Origin of the sequence: Streptomyces sp. DH37, assembly GCF_029813835.1 — a bacterium.
Taxonomy (GTDB): domain Bacteria; phylum Actinomycetota; class Actinomycetes; order Streptomycetales; family Streptomycetaceae; genus Streptomyces.
Map to the genome: position 1 here is coordinate 237,363 of NZ_JARVKV010000001.1, position 16,296 is coordinate 253,658.

At 77.2% G+C, this 16,296-nt stretch carries 12 protein-coding genes; 6 read left to right on the top strand and 6 right to left on the bottom strand.

All coding sequences use genetic code 11. From position 1 onward, the window contains the following. Positions 1-261: 261 nt before the first annotated feature. Both QC029_RS01000 and QC029_RS01005 read right to left on the bottom strand, forming a co-directional pair. A complete protein-coding gene (locus QC029_RS01000; protein ID WP_279553327.1) occupies positions 262-507 on the bottom strand; it encodes a DUF3072 domain-containing protein in 246 nt (81 codons plus the stop codon). Positions 508-776: 269 nt separating this feature from the next. Beyond that, positions 777-3,428, bottom strand: coding sequence for a LuxR family transcriptional regulator (locus tag QC029_RS01005; protein WP_279553329.1), 2,652 nt, complete (start codon positions 3,426-3,428; stop codon positions 777-779). Positions 3,429-3,644: 216 nt separating this feature from the next. Here QC029_RS01005 and lanL point away from each other — a divergent pair, with 216 nt between their 5' ends. The 4 genes from lanL to QC029_RS01025 all read left to right on the top strand — a co-directional run bounded on the left by lanL (position 3,645) and on the right by QC029_RS01025 (position 10,782). Next, entirely contained in the window at positions 3,645-6,587 is a 2,943-nt protein-coding gene (gene lanL, locus QC029_RS01010) for a class IV lanthionine synthetase LanL (RefSeq protein ID WP_279553330.1), read from the top strand. A gap of 118 nt (positions 6,588-6,705) precedes the next feature. Beyond that, positions 6,706-6,843, top strand: coding sequence for an ALQxL family class IV lanthipeptide (locus QC029_RS01015; RefSeq protein WP_279553331.1), 138 nt, complete (start codon positions 6,706-6,708; stop codon positions 6,841-6,843). Between the two features lie 217 nt (positions 6,844-7,060). Further along, the gene (locus QC029_RS01020) at positions 7,061-8,953 is read left to right on the top strand and encodes an ABC transporter ATP-binding protein (protein WP_279553332.1); all 1,893 of its coding nucleotides are present in this window, start codon (positions 7,061-7,063) and stop codon (positions 8,951-8,953) included. Beyond that, entirely contained in the window at positions 8,950-10,782 is a 1,833-nt protein-coding gene (locus QC029_RS01025; RefSeq protein WP_279553334.1) for an ABC transporter ATP-binding protein, read from the top strand. The genes QC029_RS01020 and QC029_RS01025 overlap by 4 nt, the downstream gene beginning before the upstream one ends. Before the next feature lie 61 nt (positions 10,783-10,843). On the opposite strand, the gene QC029_RS01030 is transcribed toward QC029_RS01025, so the two are convergent. Both QC029_RS01030 and QC029_RS01035 read right to left on the bottom strand, forming a co-directional pair. Further along, positions 10,844-11,134 carry a hypothetical protein gene (locus QC029_RS01030; protein ID WP_279553335.1) on the bottom strand — a complete coding sequence of 97 codons (291 nt, stop codon included), beginning with the start codon at positions 11,132-11,134 and terminating at the stop codon, positions 10,844-10,846. A 161-nt stretch (positions 11,135-11,295) separates the two neighbouring features. After that, positions 11,296-12,444, bottom strand: a complete 1,149-nt coding sequence (locus QC029_RS01035; RefSeq protein WP_279553336.1) for a DUF3103 family protein — start codon at positions 12,442-12,444, stop codon at positions 11,296-11,298. A gap of 431 nt (positions 12,445-12,875) precedes the next feature. On the opposite strand from QC029_RS01035, the gene QC029_RS01040 reads away from it, so the two are divergent. Then, complete coding sequence (locus QC029_RS01040) at positions 12,876-13,460, top strand: RNA polymerase sigma factor (RefSeq protein WP_279553337.1); 585 nt, start codon at positions 12,876-12,878, stop codon at positions 13,458-13,460. Then, positions 13,457-13,969 (top strand): transmembrane transport protein, encoded by a 513-nt coding sequence (locus QC029_RS01045; RefSeq protein WP_279553339.1) that lies wholly within the window; start codon positions 13,457-13,459, stop codon positions 13,967-13,969. Before QC029_RS01040 ends, QC029_RS01045 begins: the two co-directional genes overlap by 4 nt. A gap of 2 nt (positions 13,970-13,971) precedes the next feature. Here QC029_RS01045 and QC029_RS01050 read toward each other — a convergent pair whose 3' ends face one another. After that, positions 13,972-14,235, bottom strand: a complete 264-nt coding sequence (locus tag QC029_RS01050; protein ID WP_279553340.1) for a hypothetical protein — start codon at positions 14,233-14,235, stop codon at positions 13,972-13,974. Between the two features lie 260 nt (positions 14,236-14,495). After that, on the bottom strand, positions 14,496-15,638 hold the full coding sequence (locus QC029_RS01055) for a pentapeptide repeat-containing protein (protein WP_279553341.1): 1,143 nt from the start codon (positions 15,636-15,638) through the stop codon (positions 14,496-14,498). Positions 15,639-16,296: the final 658 nt, after the last annotated feature.

Sequence of the window (16,296 nt, forward strand, 5' to 3'; positions counted from 1 at the left end):
GCAAGGGCCTGACCGAACCGCTCCGGATCTTCCGGCGCGAGTTCCGACGCGCCCCGGCTCCCGTACGCCCCCCGCCGGGACTCAGCGCCCCGGCCGGGGGCGTACGGAACGCGCCGACGGGGGGCCGGAGCCGTCGAGCGGCGCACCACGGCCGACGCGCGCCGGGCCCCGGGGCGGCTCCGGCCCGCCGTTCCGCCCGGTCCGCGTTCCCGTGGCGGCGGCACGCCCGGCCGGGGCCCCGTGGCCGCGGACCGCGGAGGGTCAGGTGGCGGTGTCGCCCCCGTCCGCGGACGACTCCCCTCCGGCCCCGCCCGAGCCGGTGGTGCGCGGCGAGGCCTGCTGCAGCCGGTCGATCATCCGTGACGCCTCCGCCTTGGTGAGGTCCCGGGGCACCTCTTCACCGGCCTCCCGGGCCAGGGTGTGCAGGTAGCTCAGTTGCGGGCCGGTGGCCGGCTCCTCGCCCGTCACCCAGTCCTCTACGTCCTTGTTCGCGTCATCTGTAGCCATATCTCCCGGATACCCGTTTTTCCCGCCCGGTCCCCTCCCCGGCGACCCGCGCGGCCGGGGCCCGTGGCCACCGGGCGGCGGAAGGAGCCGCGGCCGATCCCGGCGGTGACGAGCGTGCCGGTGCGCCGGCACGGCGGGACGTCCTCCCGGCCGGGGGCGCGCTCCGCGCGGGCGAACCGGCCGGGAGGGCGGGAACGGCCCCGCGCGGGAGGGACACGGACGGCGGGTCGGCGTCCTCCCGCCGGTGGCGGGCCCGGAAGGCGTCGCCGTCAGACCAGCAGGACGCCGGCCAGCGCCGCCCGGCCGGCGATCCCGAGCTTGCGGTAGACCCTGCCCAGGTGGTTCTCCACCGTCCGTACCGACAGGACGCACGCCTCGGCTATCTCCCGGCTGGTGCATCCGCGGGCGGCCATCAGCGCGATGTCCCGCTCCCGGGTGCTCAGCGGCGCCGGCGCGGAGGCCTCGGCCAGCGCGGGGGTCGCCGGGTCCTGGCACTGCCGGCGCAGGGACAGCGAACGGGCCGCCGCCCGGGTGGCCCGGGTCCCGCGGGCCTGGCGCCGCCACGCCCCGGCGGCGGTGGCGAGCGCCTCGGCCGCGTACAGCCGCAGGCCCATCTCCTCCATGCGGTCGGCGACGGACTCCAGCGCGGCCGCGTCCGGTCCCTGCGCCACGGCCGCCGCGTGCGCGGCCCGGGCCGCCGCGAGGGGGCCCTGGACCCGGGCCGCGGCGGCCCGCAGGTCGGCGGCGGCCTCCCCGTCGCCCCACCGGACCAGGTCGTGCAGGAGCGCGGTGGCGGCGGTCGCCTCCTCCCGCGCGAGCGCGTCCCGCGCGGCCTTGAGCACGAGGTGCCGCGCCTGGGCGGTCCTCCCCTCCGAGCGCAGCACCCAGCCGCGGGCGCGGAGCGTGTCGCTCTGGCACAGCGGCGACGCGGACCCGCCCGCGGCGGGGGCCAGCTCCCCGGCCTCCGGGGCGATGCGCCCGGCGTGGGCGGACGCCAGCACCACGCCGGCCAGGGCCCGCTGCTCGGCGAAGGACTGCCCGCACAGCTGCGCGAGGGCGCGGGCCTCGCGGAAGTGGGCCAGCGAGTCGGCGACCCGCCCGCGTTCGAGGGCGATGCGGCCCCGTACCCAGGCGAACCACACGGTCAGGGCGGGGACCGCGTCGCGCATGGCCTCCTGACCCTCCCGGGCGGTCCGCTCCGCCTCGTCCGGGCGCCCGGACTCCAGGAGGGCCGCGGCCACGAGGTACAGGCTGCGCGCCGGGTAGTAGGCCGTCCACCGGCCCGCCAGACGACGGTGGACCGCGTAGGCGTCCCGCCCGGTGCGCACCGCCTCCTCCACACGGCCCGCCGACATCTGCACGCGCATGTGCGCCTGCATCAGCAGGACGTCCTCCTGGGTGAGCGCGCCCCGGCCGGGGACGGCGCCGGGACCGGCGGCGTCCGGCGGGAGCGGCTGCCGGGCGAGAAGCCCGGCCGCCTCCCGGTTGCGGCCCACGGCGCTGAGCAGCGTGGCCCGGCACGCGGTCAGCGCCGGAAGGGGGCCGACGCGGCCGGCGGCCTCCTCCAGCACCGCGTGCGCGCGGTCGGAGTCCCCCCGCCCGTAGAGGTGGTGCTGGGAGAGCGCCGCCGCGGCCGCCTGCACCTCCTCGGGCGACCGGGCCGAGGCGAACGCCCGCTCCAGGACGGGGATGCTCTCGGCGAAGTCCCCGCGCTGGCCCAGCGCCTCACCGAGCATCAGGCCGGCGAGTACGTGGGGCCCGCGGTCCAGCGCGGCGCCGGCGAAGCGGCACATGCTCTCGACGTCCCCGGCGTCCAGGGCCTGGCCGGCGGCGCGGACCAGCAGCTCCGGATCCGCGGTCCCCGTGGCGTCCAGTTCCCAGCGGGCCAGGGCCGGGGCGTCGCCGTCGCGCCGGGCCCCGTACGCGCGGACCCGGGCGGCCTGCTCCAGCAGCAGCCGGCGGGCCAGGACCCGGGGGGTGGAGTGGCGCAGCAGCAGGGCGTGCCACGGGTGGGCCAGGGCGACCCGCTGGCGCCTGCCGTCCACGGTGACGGTGACGAGGTCCTGCTCCTCGAGCTCGGCCAGGGCGGTGGGGGAGAGGTGGGCCAGGGCGTCGTCCAGGCCCACCGGCCCGCACAGCGCGAGCAACCGCAGCACGGTGCGCTGTTCCCCGGGCAGGCGGCTCAGCGGGCCCTCGGGCGGCGTGTCGAGAGGTGCCTGCTCCAGCGGACGCGTCAGGCACCACACTCCGCCCACCCGGCGCAGGGCCCCCTCGCGTACGGCGGTGCGCAGCAGTTCCCGCGTCCACAGCGCGTTGCCGCGGCCGACCTCCCACAGCGCGCGCACGGCGGGCGCGGCGACCGGCGCGCCGAGCGCGCCGAGCAGCAGCCCCTCCGTCGCGGCCCGGTCGAAGGGGTGCAGGCGCAGGTGGTCCAGGGCGTCCTGGTGCCACAGGGCGCGGAACACCTCCGGCCACTCGGCGCCGTGGGGCAGCGTGGCCATCAGGAACAGGGACGGGTCCGCGGCCAGCGCGGACAGCAGGGCCAGCGAGGACGCGTCCAGGTGGTGCGCGTCGTCGACCAGGAGGACGGTGCGCGGCGCCCCGGCGGGAGCGGCCAGCGCGCGGCGCACCTCCCGGAAGAGGCGGTCCGGCTCGCCGGGACTCGCCGCGGCGGGCAGTAACGGCGCGAAGGCCGACAGGGGCACGCCCGCGGCCGCCTCGGTGGCCAGCAGGCGCACCGTCCGGTGGCGCGCCGCGACCTCGTCGAGGAACTCACCGGCCAGCCTGCTCTTCCCCACCCCTCTCGCCCCGGTGATGACCACACCCCTGCGGGCGGGCCCGCGCAGGCCCCCGCGCAGGCGCTCCAGCTCCTCGTCGCGTCCGGTGAAGGGCACGCGGGCGCCCTGTTCGATGACAGACATTGACAACCCCCCGTCGGCCGGAGGTGAGACGCGCGGTGGTCCGGCCGTGGTTGCACGGGCGCGCTCGGCGGCCGGTGAGTAGGTACCGGCCGGGGATTGAGTAGGCGGCCACTCTGTCGCCGCCGCCCCGGCCGGCGGAGGCTTCTCGTCGACGGGGAGCGGACGGCACGGCCGGACGCACACCGGATCGTCGCAGTCGTTCGGGGGGAGCACGACATGGGTGCCGTGAAGGCGTCGGAGAGGCGGGAGGCCGCCGGGGGGAACCCCGGCCGTCCCGCCGCCGTGTCCCGGCAGCGGGAGGAGACCGGCCCGGCGCGGCGGCCCGCGACCGGAGAGGCCGTCGGAGAGGGCCTCGGAGAGGTCGTGGCCGCGGAGGACGTCCCGCTCGGGGAGGAGGTCCCGCCCGGCGGCGCCGACCCGCTGCCGGACCTGGTGCGGGCGGCGCTGCGGCGGCGCGGTGCGACGGGCTGGCGGATCGGGGCCGGCGACTTCTGGTGCGGCGTCGAGCCGCCCGGGCACCTGCCGCGCCGGCAGGGCTGGAAGCTCCACGTCTCGGCCACGCCCCTGTCGGCGCCGATCGTGCTGGCACGGGCGGCGGACATCCTGGTGGCCCACGGCTGCGCCTTCAAGTTCGCGGGCGGCCTGGACCGGGTGGAGCAGATGGTCTCCGCCCACTACGACCGTGCGGCGGCCGGGAAGTTCATCACGGTCTACCCGCGCGACGACGACCAGCTGCGGACCCTGGCGGACGCCCTGCACCGGGCCACGGAGGGGCTGCCCGGGCCGGAGATCCTCTCCGACCGCCGCTACCGCCCCGGCAGCCTGGTCCACTACCGCTACGGCGCGTTCGCCGGAGTCCAGGTCCTCACCAACGACGGCGGCTGCGAGGCGCGGCTGACCACCCCCGACGGAAAGGTCGTCAAGGACGCCCGCCTGCCCCGGTTCAGCCCGCCGCCGTGGGCCGAACCGCTGGACCTGGACGGCGCGGGTCCCACGCCCCCCGCGGCGGCCGGCGCCGCCGCGCGCCGGGACGGCGGGTCCGCCGCGGCCACGCCCAGGCCCGTGCTGCTGGCCGGACGCTTCGCCGTGCACGAGGCGATCCGGCACGCCAACAAGGGCGGCGTGTTCAGGGCGACCGACACCCGCACGGGCGACCGGGTGGTGGTCAAGCAGGCCCGGCCCTTCGCCGGCGCGACGCTGGACGGCACCGACGCGCGCACCAGGCTCCGGCAGGAGGCCGAGATGCTGCGCCTGGTCGAGTCCACCGGGCTGGCCCCCCGGGCCGTGGCCTTCTTCGAGCAGAACGACAACGGCTTCCTCGTGCAGGAACTCGTCCCCGGCGTGAAGCTGAGGGACTGGATCACCTCCGGGTCCGCCCCGGCCTCCGGCCACGGCTCGGGGGCCACGCCGGCCGAGACCGTACGGCTGGCCGGACTGCTGACGGAGCTGCTGGCGGCCGTTCACGGCGCGGGCCTGGTGTTCCGGGACTTCACCCCCAACAACGTCATGGTCACGCCCGACGGCTCCCTCCGGCTGATCGACTTCGAGCACGCCGCCCGTCCCGCCGCCGGCGTCATCCGCGCCTTCACGCACGGATACGCCCCCACCGAGCAGGTCGAGGCACCCCGCTTCGGCCCGGCCCCGGACGTCACCGCGGACCTGTTCGCGCTCGGGGCGACCGTGCTGTTCACCGCCACCGGCGTGGACCCGGTCCTGGCCGAGGACGACTCCACCGCCCCGGCCGGCCGCACCCGGCACCAGCGGCTGGCCGGACTCGTACGGGCCCTGGGGGCGCGCAACCCCGCGGCGGGACTGGTGGCCCCGCTGATCATCGGCCTCACCGCGGACCGTCCGCGGGAGCGCTGGGACCTGCCGCGGGTGCGGGAGTTCCTGCGCGGCGCGGAGGCCGCGGCGGCACGGCCGGACCGGCCCGCACCGCCGGACGCCGGCACGGGCGAGGACGACGGCGCCTGGGAGCGGCTGATCGACGACGGCCTGGAGCACATCCTGCGGACCATGCGGCCGGGCGCCCGCGAACGCCTGTGGCCCAGCGGCCGCTTCGGCGAGACCACCGATCCGTGCAACGTCCAGCACGGGGCCTCCGGCGTCCTGTCCGTGCTGACCCGGGCCGCGGCCGGCCGCGCGGACGGACGGCTGCGCGAGGCCGTCGCCACGACGGCCCGGTGGGTCGCCGACCGCGTGCTCGCCCGCGCCGAACCGCTGCCCGGCCTGTACTTCGGCGCCGCGGGACCCGCCTGGGCGCTCCTGGACGCGGGCCTGCTGCTGGAGGACGGGCTGCTGCAGGAGCAGGCGTGCGAGCTGGCCGCGCGCGTCCCGGTGCGCTGGCCCAACCCCGACGTGTGCCACGGCGCGGCGGGCGCCGGCATGACCCAGCTGAGGATGTGGCGGTCGACCGGCCTCCCGTTGTTCGCCGACCGGGTACGGGCCTGCGCCGACGGCCTGCTGCGGGCGGCGGAGCCCGGCGAGCACGGGCCGCTGTGGCCCGTCCCCGCCTCCTTCGACTCCGACCTCGCCGGACTGGTCCACTACGGCTTCGCCCACGGCGTCGCCGGCATCGGGGCCTTCCTGCTGGAGGCCGGCCTCGCCCTGGGCGAGGACGCCTACCTGGAGGCGGCCCTGGAGGCCGGGGCGACGCTGACCGGATGCGTGCAGGACGACGGGCAGGCCGCGCTGTGGCCCGACGGCCCGGACACCTCCCGCCGTCCCCGGACCCACTGGTGCAGCGGATCGTCCGGTGTGGGCACCTTCCTGGTCCGCCTGTGGCGGCACACCGGCGACCCCCGCCACCGCGAACTGGCCGAACACGCCGCCGCGGCCGTGCACCGGTCCCTGTGGCGCTCCTCCACCGCGATGTGCCACGGACTGTCCGGCGACGGCGAGTTCCTCCTGGACCTGGCCGACGTCCTGGAGGCGCCCCGGTACCGCGCCTGGGCGGGCGAGGCCGCCCGGGCCCTGCACCTGAAGGCGGTCCACCGCGACGGGCTGCTCCTGGTGCCCGACGAGTCCGGCATCGACGTGACCTGCGATCAGGCCACCGGCCTGGCGGGAGCGGTCGGCTTCCTCCTGCGGCTGCGGGACGGGGGGCCCAGGCCCTGGACGGCCGGCGCCGACCGCCCCGCGCCCCGGCCGCCGGCCTGAGACACCGCGCGACCGGTCCGCGGGGCGCCCGCGCCACGGACCGCCGCGCCCACAGACCCCGCGGCCGATCGGCCGCGGTCCACGGAAACAACCGACACGAACAAGGAGAAGATCAGCCATGACCGACATGGAGCTGGACCTCGACGCCCTGCAGCTGCTGCCCGAGACCGAGCCGACCGGCCTGGAGCCGTGCGAGGCCACCTGCGGTGCGAACTCCTCCTGCGCGGGCTTCACCTGCGGCTTCACCTGGTTCTGATCCCGGACGCGGGTGCGGGGGCGGGCCTTCGGGGCTCCGCCCCCGCACCTGTGCCGGGCACCTGTACCGGGTTCCGCCGGAACAACACCCCGACCCCTGCCCTGCCCTGCCCTGTCCTGTCCCGGCCGCCGGCCGGGGCGGGGACCGGGGCGGCGGCACGTCCCGCCGAACGCCCCCCGTCCCCCGTACACCGGTCCCGCCCCGAGGAGGTGCCTCCGTGACCACCGCACCGCGCGACCCGGCACCGGCTTCCGCCGGCACGGGCGACAGCCGGGACGCAGATCCCCCCGGCCGCCCGCCCCGCCGCCTGCTGTCGCGTGCCGCGCGCAGCGCCCCGGGATCGCTCTCCGTCCTCTTGGCCGCCCGCGCGACCGGTGCCGTCACCGCCCTGTTGGTGCCGACCGCGCTCGCCGCCGCGACGGACACCGTCCTGACCGGGCGGCCCGCCACCGGCCCCGTACTCGTGCTGGGCGCGCTGCTCGCGCTCGGGACCCTGGCCCACTCCGCCGCCGAGGCCGCCGCGGGCGCCGGATCCGCCACCGTGACCGGATGGCTGCGGCGCACCCTCTTGCGCCACCTGATCGCCTCCGGCCCCGCCGCCTCCGGCCGTCTCTCCCCCGGTGACCTGACCGGGCGCCTGGTCGGCGGAGCGCAGGAGGCCGCGCTCGCGGTCACCGCGGTGCCCGAGGCCGTGGTCGCCTGCTGCGTCTCCGTCGGAGGACTGGCGGTCCTCTTCGGGCTGGACCCGTGGTCCGCCGCGACGCTGCTGCTCGCCGTGGTGCCCGCCCTGGCGCTGATGCGCACGCTGACCGTGCGCAGCGCGGACCTGTTCCTGCGGTACCAGCGGATCCAGGGCGACATCGCCGCCCTGCTGGTCGGCGCGCTGGCGGGCGCCCGCACCATCCGGGCCTGCGGCACCGCCGACCGGGAGGTCCGGCGGGTGCTGGCCCCGCTGCCGTCCCTGGCCGAGGCGGGACGCGGCGCCTGGGGGGTCCAGCGCACGGTCGTCACCCGGATGCTCCTCGTCGTACCCGTGGTGCAGACGGCGGTGATCGCCGTGGCCGGCCACGGCGTCTCCACGGGCCGGATCTCACCGGGGGACCTGCTGGCCGTCATCGCCTGCACCACCCTCGCCCTGCGGTTCCTCGAGCAGACCGACGGCCTCGTGGGCTTCGCCCGCGGACGCGCCGGGCTGCGGCGCGTGGCCGAGGTGCTGGGGGACGGCGCCCGCGCGCCCGGCACCGGTCCCGGCGCTGGCACCGACGCCGGGACGGAGGCCGACGTCGACACCGGTGCCGGTGCCGGTGACCACCCCCGTGCCGGTGCGGTGTCCCTGCGGGCCGTGACCGTCCGGCGCGGCGCCGCCACGCTCCTGGACTCCGTCGACCTGGACCTCCCCGCCGGCTCCCTCACCGCCGTCGTCGGCCGCTCCGGCTCCGGCAAGTCGACCCTGGCCGCCGTCGTCGGCGGGCTGGCCCGCCCCGACCGGGGCCGGGTGCTCCTGGACGGCGTTCCGCTGTCCCTGCTCCCCCCTGCGGCCCTGCGCCGCCGCGTCGCGTACGCCTTCGAACGCCCCGCCCTCCTGGGGAGCACCCTCCACGAGGTGATCGCCTACGGGCGCCCCGGCGCCCCGCGCGCCGCAGTGGTCCGGGCCGCGCGGCTCGCCTGCGCCGACACGTTCGTCAGCCGTCTGCCCCTCGGGTACGCCACCCCGACCGACCGGGCGCTGCTGTCCGGGGGAGAGGTCCAGCGCCTCGGTCTGGCCCGAGCCCTGCTGCAGGACGCCTCCGTCCTCGTCCTCGACGACGCCACCTCCAGCCTGGACACCATCACCTCGATGCGGGTCGGCCGCGTCCTCACCGACCACCTCCGCGACCGCACGCGCCTCCACATCACCCACCGGGCCTCGTCGGCCGCCTCGGCCGACCGGGTCCTGTGGCTGGACCGCGGCAGGGTCCGCGCCTGCGGCCACCACACCGAGCTGTGGCAGGACCCGCGGTACCGCGCGCTCTTCTCCGGACCCGACGTCCCGGGCGGCGCCCCGGGAGGCCCCGCCCCCGGCCGGGCGGCGGATCCGGCGCCCGCCCGCCGACCGGAGGACCGCCCGTGACCGCCGCCGGACGCCGTCTGCTGCGCACCGCGCTGCGGGGACGCCGCCGCACCCTGACCGCGATCGCGGGATGGTCCGTCCTGGAGTCCCTTCCCGCGCTGCTCACCGGGGCCCTGGTCGCCGCCGCCCTGGACCGCGGGTTCCTCGACGGCCGTCCGCTGGCCGGGACCGCGTGGCTGGCGCCCCTCCTCCTGGCCGCCGCGCTGCGCTCCTGGGCGACCTGGCGCCTCTTCCCCCATCTGGCGGACCTCGTCGAACCGCTGCGCGACGCCCTGGTGACCGCCGTCGTCCGGGCCGCGGTGTCCCGCGCCGCGCGGGGCCCTTCCGCCGGAACGCCGGACACCGGTGCGGTCGCGCGTCTGACCGGTCACGTCGAGACGGTCCGCAACCTCACCGGGGCCCTGGTGCGCGGGGTGCGGCAACTGTGCGTCACGCTGCTCATGGCCCTGGCCGGGGTCGCCGTCCTGTCCCCGCTCGCCGGGCTCCTCGTCGCCTGCTGCCTGCTCCCCGCCCTCCTCCTGCTCGCCGTCCTGGTGCGCCGACTGGCCGCCCGCCACCGCGCCCTGGCCCTCGCCGAGGAGCGCGTCGCGCGGGAGGGGCAGAGCCTTCTGGCCGGGCTGAGGGACATCGCCGCCTGCGGGGCCGGACCCGGCGCCGTCCGGCACGGGGACGCCGTCGTCGAGGCAGAGGCGCGGGCCTCCCGCGCCCTGGCGCTCACCGGTTCGCTGCGGCTGCTCGCCGTCGCCCTGGGCGGGTACCTCCCCGTCCTCCTGGTCCTCCTCGCCGCTCCGTGGCTGATACGCCGCGGCGACCTCACCCCCGGTCAGGCGGTGGGGGTCGTCGCCTACCTGACGACCGGGCTGGAACCGGCCCTGCGCTCCCTCGTCGGGATCGTCGGCTCCTGGGGCGTGCAGTGGGCCGCGGTCCTGGACCGCCTGGCCGAGGCGACGGCGCTTCCCCCGGAGGACCCCTCCGGCCCCCCGGCCGGCGCCTCTCCTTCCTCGGCCTCCCCTGCCCCCGCCTCCCCTTCCCCGGCCTCCGTCCGACCGCCCCGGCTGGAGGCGCGGCGGATCGCCTTCTCGTACGGGCCGCACGCCCAGCCGGTCGTCGACGGCCTCGACCTCCGTCTGGAGGACGGCGAACACCTCGCCGTCGTCGGCCCCAGCGGCATCGGCAAGTCCACGCTCTCCGACCTGCTCGCCGGAATCACCCGCCCCACACGGGGCCGGATCCTCCTGGACGGGCTGCCGCCGGACCCCGGCGCCGGCGGCGGGCCGCGGCGCATCGCGCTCGTCCCCCAGGAGGCGTACGTCTTCGACGGCACTCTCGGCGACAACCTGCGCTACCTGGCTCCCGAGGCCCGTGACGAGGAACTCCTCGCCGCCCTCGACGCGCTCGGCGCCGGACCCCTCGTACGAGGGCTGGGCGGCCTCGACGCCCGTGTCGGGCCGGACACGGCCCTGTCGGCCGGCGAGCGCCAACTCCTGGTCCTGGCGCGGGTCTACGCGTCCCGCGCCGACGTGGTCCTCCTCGACGAGGCCACCTGCCACCTCGACCCCGCCGCCGAGGCGCGCGTGGAGCGCGCCTTCGCCCGGCGGGGCGGGCTCCTGATCGTCACCGCGCACCGGATCAGCTCCGCGCTGCGGGCCCGGCGCGTCCTGCTCATGGACGGGCCCGTGCCGCTGACCGGCACCCACCAGGACCTGCTGGAGCGCTCGGCCCTCTACCGCGACCTGGTGGGGGCGTGGCACGGGCCCGCGCCGGCCGTGCGGACTCCCGGACCCGGGGAGGACGGCGCGGCCTTGCGTACCCCGCAGGGGCGGCCGTAGCCACCGAAATCCCTCCCAGGGGGGCCGGGAGGTCCGCTCGGGGACGTCCTCCCGGCCCGCCCTACCGGGAGCCCGCGGTGGCTTCGCCGAGGACCTGCGCCCCGTCCCCGGCCCCCCGCCGGGGACGGGGCGGGTCGTCCGGTTCCTCCGGGGGGAGCACCTGGACGGTGTACATGCCGTCGCCGTCGCCGGCGATGGCATAGCCCCAGGGCGCGGCACGGCCGGGCCGCGAGGGGGGCCCGCCGCCGCTGTTGTCGCCGCCGCCGTCGCCGTCCTCGGCGTCCCGGGCGGGCACGGCCAGTGCGAAGAGCACGAAGGGCAGGGTGGTGAGGGGGGTGACGATCCGCAGCACGGCGGCTCCTTGGGACGGTTCACGGAGGGGTGACGACACCTCATCGTCCGCCGCGTGCAATACATTTCATCGACTTGCGCAAGAACACGGTGTTACTTCGGCCCGCCCGGGACACCGGCGGCACGTCCCGCCCGACGGCACCCCGTCCGGCGGGCGCCGGCCTAGAAGGCCGGCACCCAGTACGGTTCGAGCGTCATGGTGCCGTTGCCCCGCGCCCCCCTGAACGCACCCGAGTTGCTCCGGGCGAGGGTGTACCAGGAGTCCACGTAGTCGGGGTCGTCGGTCCACCAGTCGTCGGGCATGGCGTCCAGCACCGCGTTGACCAGCGGTACGTAGGCGCCCATGTCGGTGATGGCGAGCAGGGCGTCGGCGATGGCCTTCGCGAGCGACCGGTAGTCGGTGCTGCCGTCCTCCTCCATCATCACGGCGTCGGCGAGGTCGTACTTGTAGTACGACCAGTTGACCAGGATCTGGTTGGGGTAGTACGTCCTGCCGTCCTCGTCGAGGTACGGCATGTCGACCGGGTCGACGCGCACCTTGCCGTCCCGGCCGAAGCCGGTCACCAGTGAGTAGACCTCGGCGTCGCCCTTGATCCAGGGCTCCTCGTCGTCGGACAGCCGGACGGAGGTGATGCGGCTGGTCCAGAAGCCGTCGCCCGCGGCGCTCGCGGTGTCCGGGGACCCCACCGGCTCGGGCGCGGTGAGGCCGCGCCGGGCGAGTTCCTCGCGCAGGACGGCCATGCCCGCGGAGACGGCCCGCCCGGCGTCGACGCCGACCACGTAGACCGGGCGCTCGGGGACTCGGCGCGCGTCCAGCGTGTGGGAGCGGCCCGCGCTGTCGTAGGCGGTGACCGCCGTGGCGTCGTCGTCGGCGGGGGCGGCGGCCACCAGCGGCTCGGCCCCGGCCCTGAGCGCCCCGCGCATCGACTCGTCGGCGAGGCGGAGCCGCAGCAGGCCGTTCGCCGTGCCGAGCCCCTTGGCCCGGGCGAGTTCCCGGTCGGCGTCCGCGACCACCGATCCAAAGTCCTTCGCGGCCTGCGAGGACGCCTTCCTCGTGAGCGCGCCGAGGTCGACCTCGTCCGAGGCGAGGGCGGCCTGGCGGACCAGGGCCCGCCAGGCCGCCCCGGAGAGGGAGGAGGCGAGCGAGCGCGCGGTGCCGTCCTCGATCTCGGCGACGGTCCCGGTGACGGCTCCGGTGCCCCGGGCGGCGTCGGGCGGTGCGGGGGCGGCGGCGACTCCCTGGACGGTCCCGAGGGCGAGGGCGGAGAGGGCGGCGCACACGACCGCGGTTCTGAACCGGTGTCTGATCACGCGGATCTCCTGTGGGGGAGCGGAAGCGGGATGCGGTGCAGGCGTGCTGAGCGGATGCGGGCGGCTCCCCGTCTATGCGGGTAGAAGCCGCCGCGTCGCCCAGAATGACGGTGACATGTCATCGCGGCAAGGGGTGCGATCAGGACACCCCGCGCCCTCCCCGTGCCCTCCCTGCGGAAGACCCCGAGGGAGAGGAACGCCGCGGGACGCCGACCGGTCTGCCCGTCCCCGGCGGCCGTGCCCGCTCCCTTCCGGCGCGGTTCCGGCCCCACCGCCCGCAGGGCGCTCCCCCGGCGTGCCCCGGAGCGCCGCGGACGGCCCTGGCCCGGGGAACGGGCGGGCGGCGCGGGCGTTCCGCCCCGGCTCCGTGAACCTTTCGGCCCGGGCCGCCGACTGTCGTGGTGACAACCGGAACGGGACGTGGAGGCGCGGTGGCGGAAGAACGACGCGACGAGCTGCTGGTGGTGCGCTGCCAACTGGGCGAGCGGGAGGCGTTCGGCGAACTGGTGGACCGGTGGCACGCCCCGCTGTGGAGGTATCTGCGCCACATGGCGGGGTCGGCGCACACCGCGGACGACCTCGCCCAGGAGGTGTGGGTGGCGGCCGTGCGCGGGCTGCCGCGGCTGAGGGACCCGGCCCGCTTCGCCGCGTGGCTGTTCACCATCGCGCGGCGTGCGCTGGCGGACCACCTGCGGCACGTCTACGCCGCACCGAGGGCGCCGCTGCCGCGGGAGGAGGACATCACCGGGGACATCACCCGGGATATCGCCGGGGACATCGCCGAGGACGGCGACGGCCGCCTCGAGGAGGTGCTGGACCGGATGGAGGTCCGGGCCGGCCTGGACGGACTGCCGCCCCCGGAACGGGAGGTGCTGATCCTGTTCCATCTGGAGGACCTGCCGCTGGCCACCTGCTCGGCCGTGCTCGGCGTGCCCGTCGGCACGATCAAGAGCCGGCTCGTCCGCGCCCGCCGCATGCTGCGCACCACTTTGACCGAGAGGGGATTCGAGGCATGAACGAGTACGACCGGCGGACCCCGCGGGACCTGGAGCGGGCACTGGCCCGGGAGGTCTCGCTGCCGACGCGGATGCGGTACGTGGCGGTGGGCCTGGCCGGCCTGTGCGCGGCCGCGCTGATCGCCCTGCTGTGGGCCACCGAACCGCGGCCTCTCCCGGGACGCACCCAGGCCGCCTTCGCCGGTCTGATCGCCGTCGGACTGGCCTGGGCCGCCCTCGCCGCCCGGACCCTTGCCGCACGCCGGCCGCTGTTCGCCCGCGACCGGGTCCTGGCGGCCCGGCTCGCCCTGGCGGCCACGGCGCTGACCACCGCGGTCGGCACCGCCGTGGCCGCCGTACGCGCCGCCGGCCCCGTGGTCCCGGCGACCGCGCTGGCCGGGGGCGCCCTGGTCGCCGCTGCGGCGGTGCTGCTGGCCCGCGCGCGACGCCACCGGAGCGAACTGCTGCGGCGACGCGACGAACTCCACGCGGGCACGGCGGACGGAGGCCGGACGGGACCCGCGGCGTGAGGTCAGCCCGTCCGCGGCCCCGGGGCCCGCCCGCGCAGCCGGCCCCGGCAGAGCCGGACGCCTCGGACGAACAGGACCAGCAGCGCCGACTGCGCGACACAGGCTGCCGACACCAGCGCTCCGCCGGACAGCGCCCGCAGCACCGAAGCGGCGAACGGCCGGGCGCCAACGCCGGTCGCGGCCTCCGCCGCGGTCAGGGGGATGGCGGCTTCCGCGGCCGCTGCCAGTACCGACAGCACCGCCAGGGCCGCGCTCGCCCGAGTCATCGGGCCGACGGCGCCGAGCCTCCCGCCGGTCGACGGCCGCATACCGGTACCCCGTCTCTCCTGTGGACCGTCCGTACGCGTCCTTCCGGCTCCAGCATGACGCGCCCCGGCCCGGGCGGGTCCACCGGCCCGCCGATCACGGGAACCCCTCCGGGACGACCGGGTGACCAGGACGACCGGGCGACCCCTCCGCGGCCGGACGGGGCAGCACCCCCTGCGGTGCGGGGCCCGGGAGCGCGGCGGGCCCGCGGGCGCCGGAGTCACGGGTACGAGCGCAGCGGCGGCAGGTCGGTGCGCAAGGTGAGACCGGACAGGGGGTTGGTGGGGGATTCCGGGCCGTCGGCGGCAAGGACGCCGCGGGCCGTCGCGTCGAAGCCCTCGGGCCAGCGCGTACGGCTGTTCGCCCGCGCCCCCTCCAACCGCGTCTCCCGCAGGTCCGCGCCGCTCAGGTCGGCGCCGCGCAGATCGGCCATGCGCAGGTCCGCCCGGCGGAACGAGGCGCGGGGCGCGCGAGCCCGGCACAGGTCGGCCTCCCGCAGGTCCGCGCCGCTCAGGTCGGCGTCCGCCAGGTCCGTCTCGATCAGCAGCGCACCGCGCAGGTCCGCGCCGGTGAGGCGGGCGGAGCGGAGGAACGACGTCGTCAGCTCGGCGTACCGCAGCACGGTCCCGGCCAGCGACGCGCGCGTCAGGTCCACGGAGAACAGGCTCGCCGCCTCCAGGCACGCCCGGTCGAGGATGACGCCCTGGAGGTGCAGCCCGTCGCAGTCGGCACGCCGCAGATCGGTGGCGATGAGGTTGAGCCACTCGGGCTCGCGCCCCTCGCAGAGCACCCCCATGCAGGTCAGGGCCGTCTGGGCGTCCGGGGCGCGGGTCTCCAGCGGCGGTACGGAGTTGATCGGTGTGTCCGGTGCGGGCGCGTCCGGCCCGGTGGGCGGCCACCGCAGGCGCGTGCGCAGGAAGGCGGCCATGATGGCGGTGACGGCCTCACGGTCGCGTTCGGAGTGGTCCGCGACCCGCCACAGGGCGTGGAGGCCGCCGATGCGCACGGCGGGGCTGTCGCTGCCGATCTGCTCCACCGCCAGCCCGAACCGGTCGGTGACCTGCCCCTCGCGCGTGGCCCTCAGCCCCTCCTGGCCGACGCGCACCTGGCGCCAGGTGACGTACGCCCCGGCGAGGACGGCCAGCCCGGCGACGGCCTGCAACAGGGTGCCGCGGACATCGTTCACCGCACCCAGCCGGTCCTTCGGCCCGATGCGCGCGCCCGCCAGGTCGTGGTCGACCACGGCTCCCGGCAGGTACAGCACCACCACCGCCAGCAGGCCCAGCCCGGCCGCGACCGCGCCCGCCGGGAGCAGGGCCCGCAGCCGGCCGCTCCGCACTCCCCGTCCCCGGCGCTCCACCACGCTCCCTCCCGGCGCCCGCGGCACGGCGGGCCCGGACTCCCCCCGGTCACGACCGGAGCGCCGAGCGCCCGCCGGTGTGCCGTTCACTGCCGTCCCCAGTCATACACCTGACGCGCCGTACGGACACGGGTCACCGCGGAACCGCCGGCGAGGAAGGCGCGCGGCTCGGCCCGACGTGCGCCGCGGCCGGTGCGGCCTTGATCCGGACGCTCCGATTCCGGCAGGGAGGCGGGACACCAGGTTTTTCTCGCGTGTCACGGGCATGTGTAGATGTGATAGTCACACTACTAACGCGAATTTACACAGCGTCACTTGACTACCTCTCTTCGGAGCACCTAGGTTCGTCACCTGCTAAGCCTGTGTTGGTGGTGACGCTGGTACCGCACCCGGGAGCCCTCCATGGCCGCATCCCACGTTCACTTCGCAGCCTCCGAGCCGCCCGGGTCCGAGATCGTGTCCTGGTGCCGAAGCCACCCGCCGGTCGCCGGAGTGACCGGCCTCGTCGATGACCGAGCCGGAAGGGTTGGCCGACCGTGCGGAGAACCCTCGCGCGTGCCCGCAGGCGCGGGATGAGCGCAGAACCACCGTGTCCCGGTCCGGTGGAGTCCCCGGGGGACGTCCCCCGGGGACTCCCCCGGTCCCGCGGCGCCCGGGGGGG

Coding starts and splice junctions, on each gene's coding strand:
- QC029_RS01015 (WP_279553331.1), top strand. CDS start 6,706: ATGACCGACATGGAGCTGGACCTCGACGCCCTGCAGCTGCTGCCCGAG.
- QC029_RS01000 (WP_279553327.1), bottom strand. CDS start 507: ATGGCTACAGATGACGCGAACAAGGACGTAGAGGACTGGGTGACGGGC.
- QC029_RS01045 (WP_279553339.1), top strand. CDS start 13,457: ATGAACGAGTACGACCGGCGGACCCCGCGGGACCTGGAGCGGGCACTG.
- lanL (WP_279553330.1), top strand. CDS start 3,645: ATGGGTGCCGTGAAGGCGTCGGAGAGGCGGGAGGCCGCCGGGGGGAAC.
- QC029_RS01005 (WP_279553329.1), bottom strand. CDS start 3,428: ATGTCTGTCATCGAACAGGGCGCCCGCGTGCCCTTCACCGGACGCGAC.
- QC029_RS01050 (WP_279553340.1), bottom strand. CDS start 14,235: ATGACTCGGGCGAGCGCGGCCCTGGCGGTGCTGTCGGTACTGGCAGCG.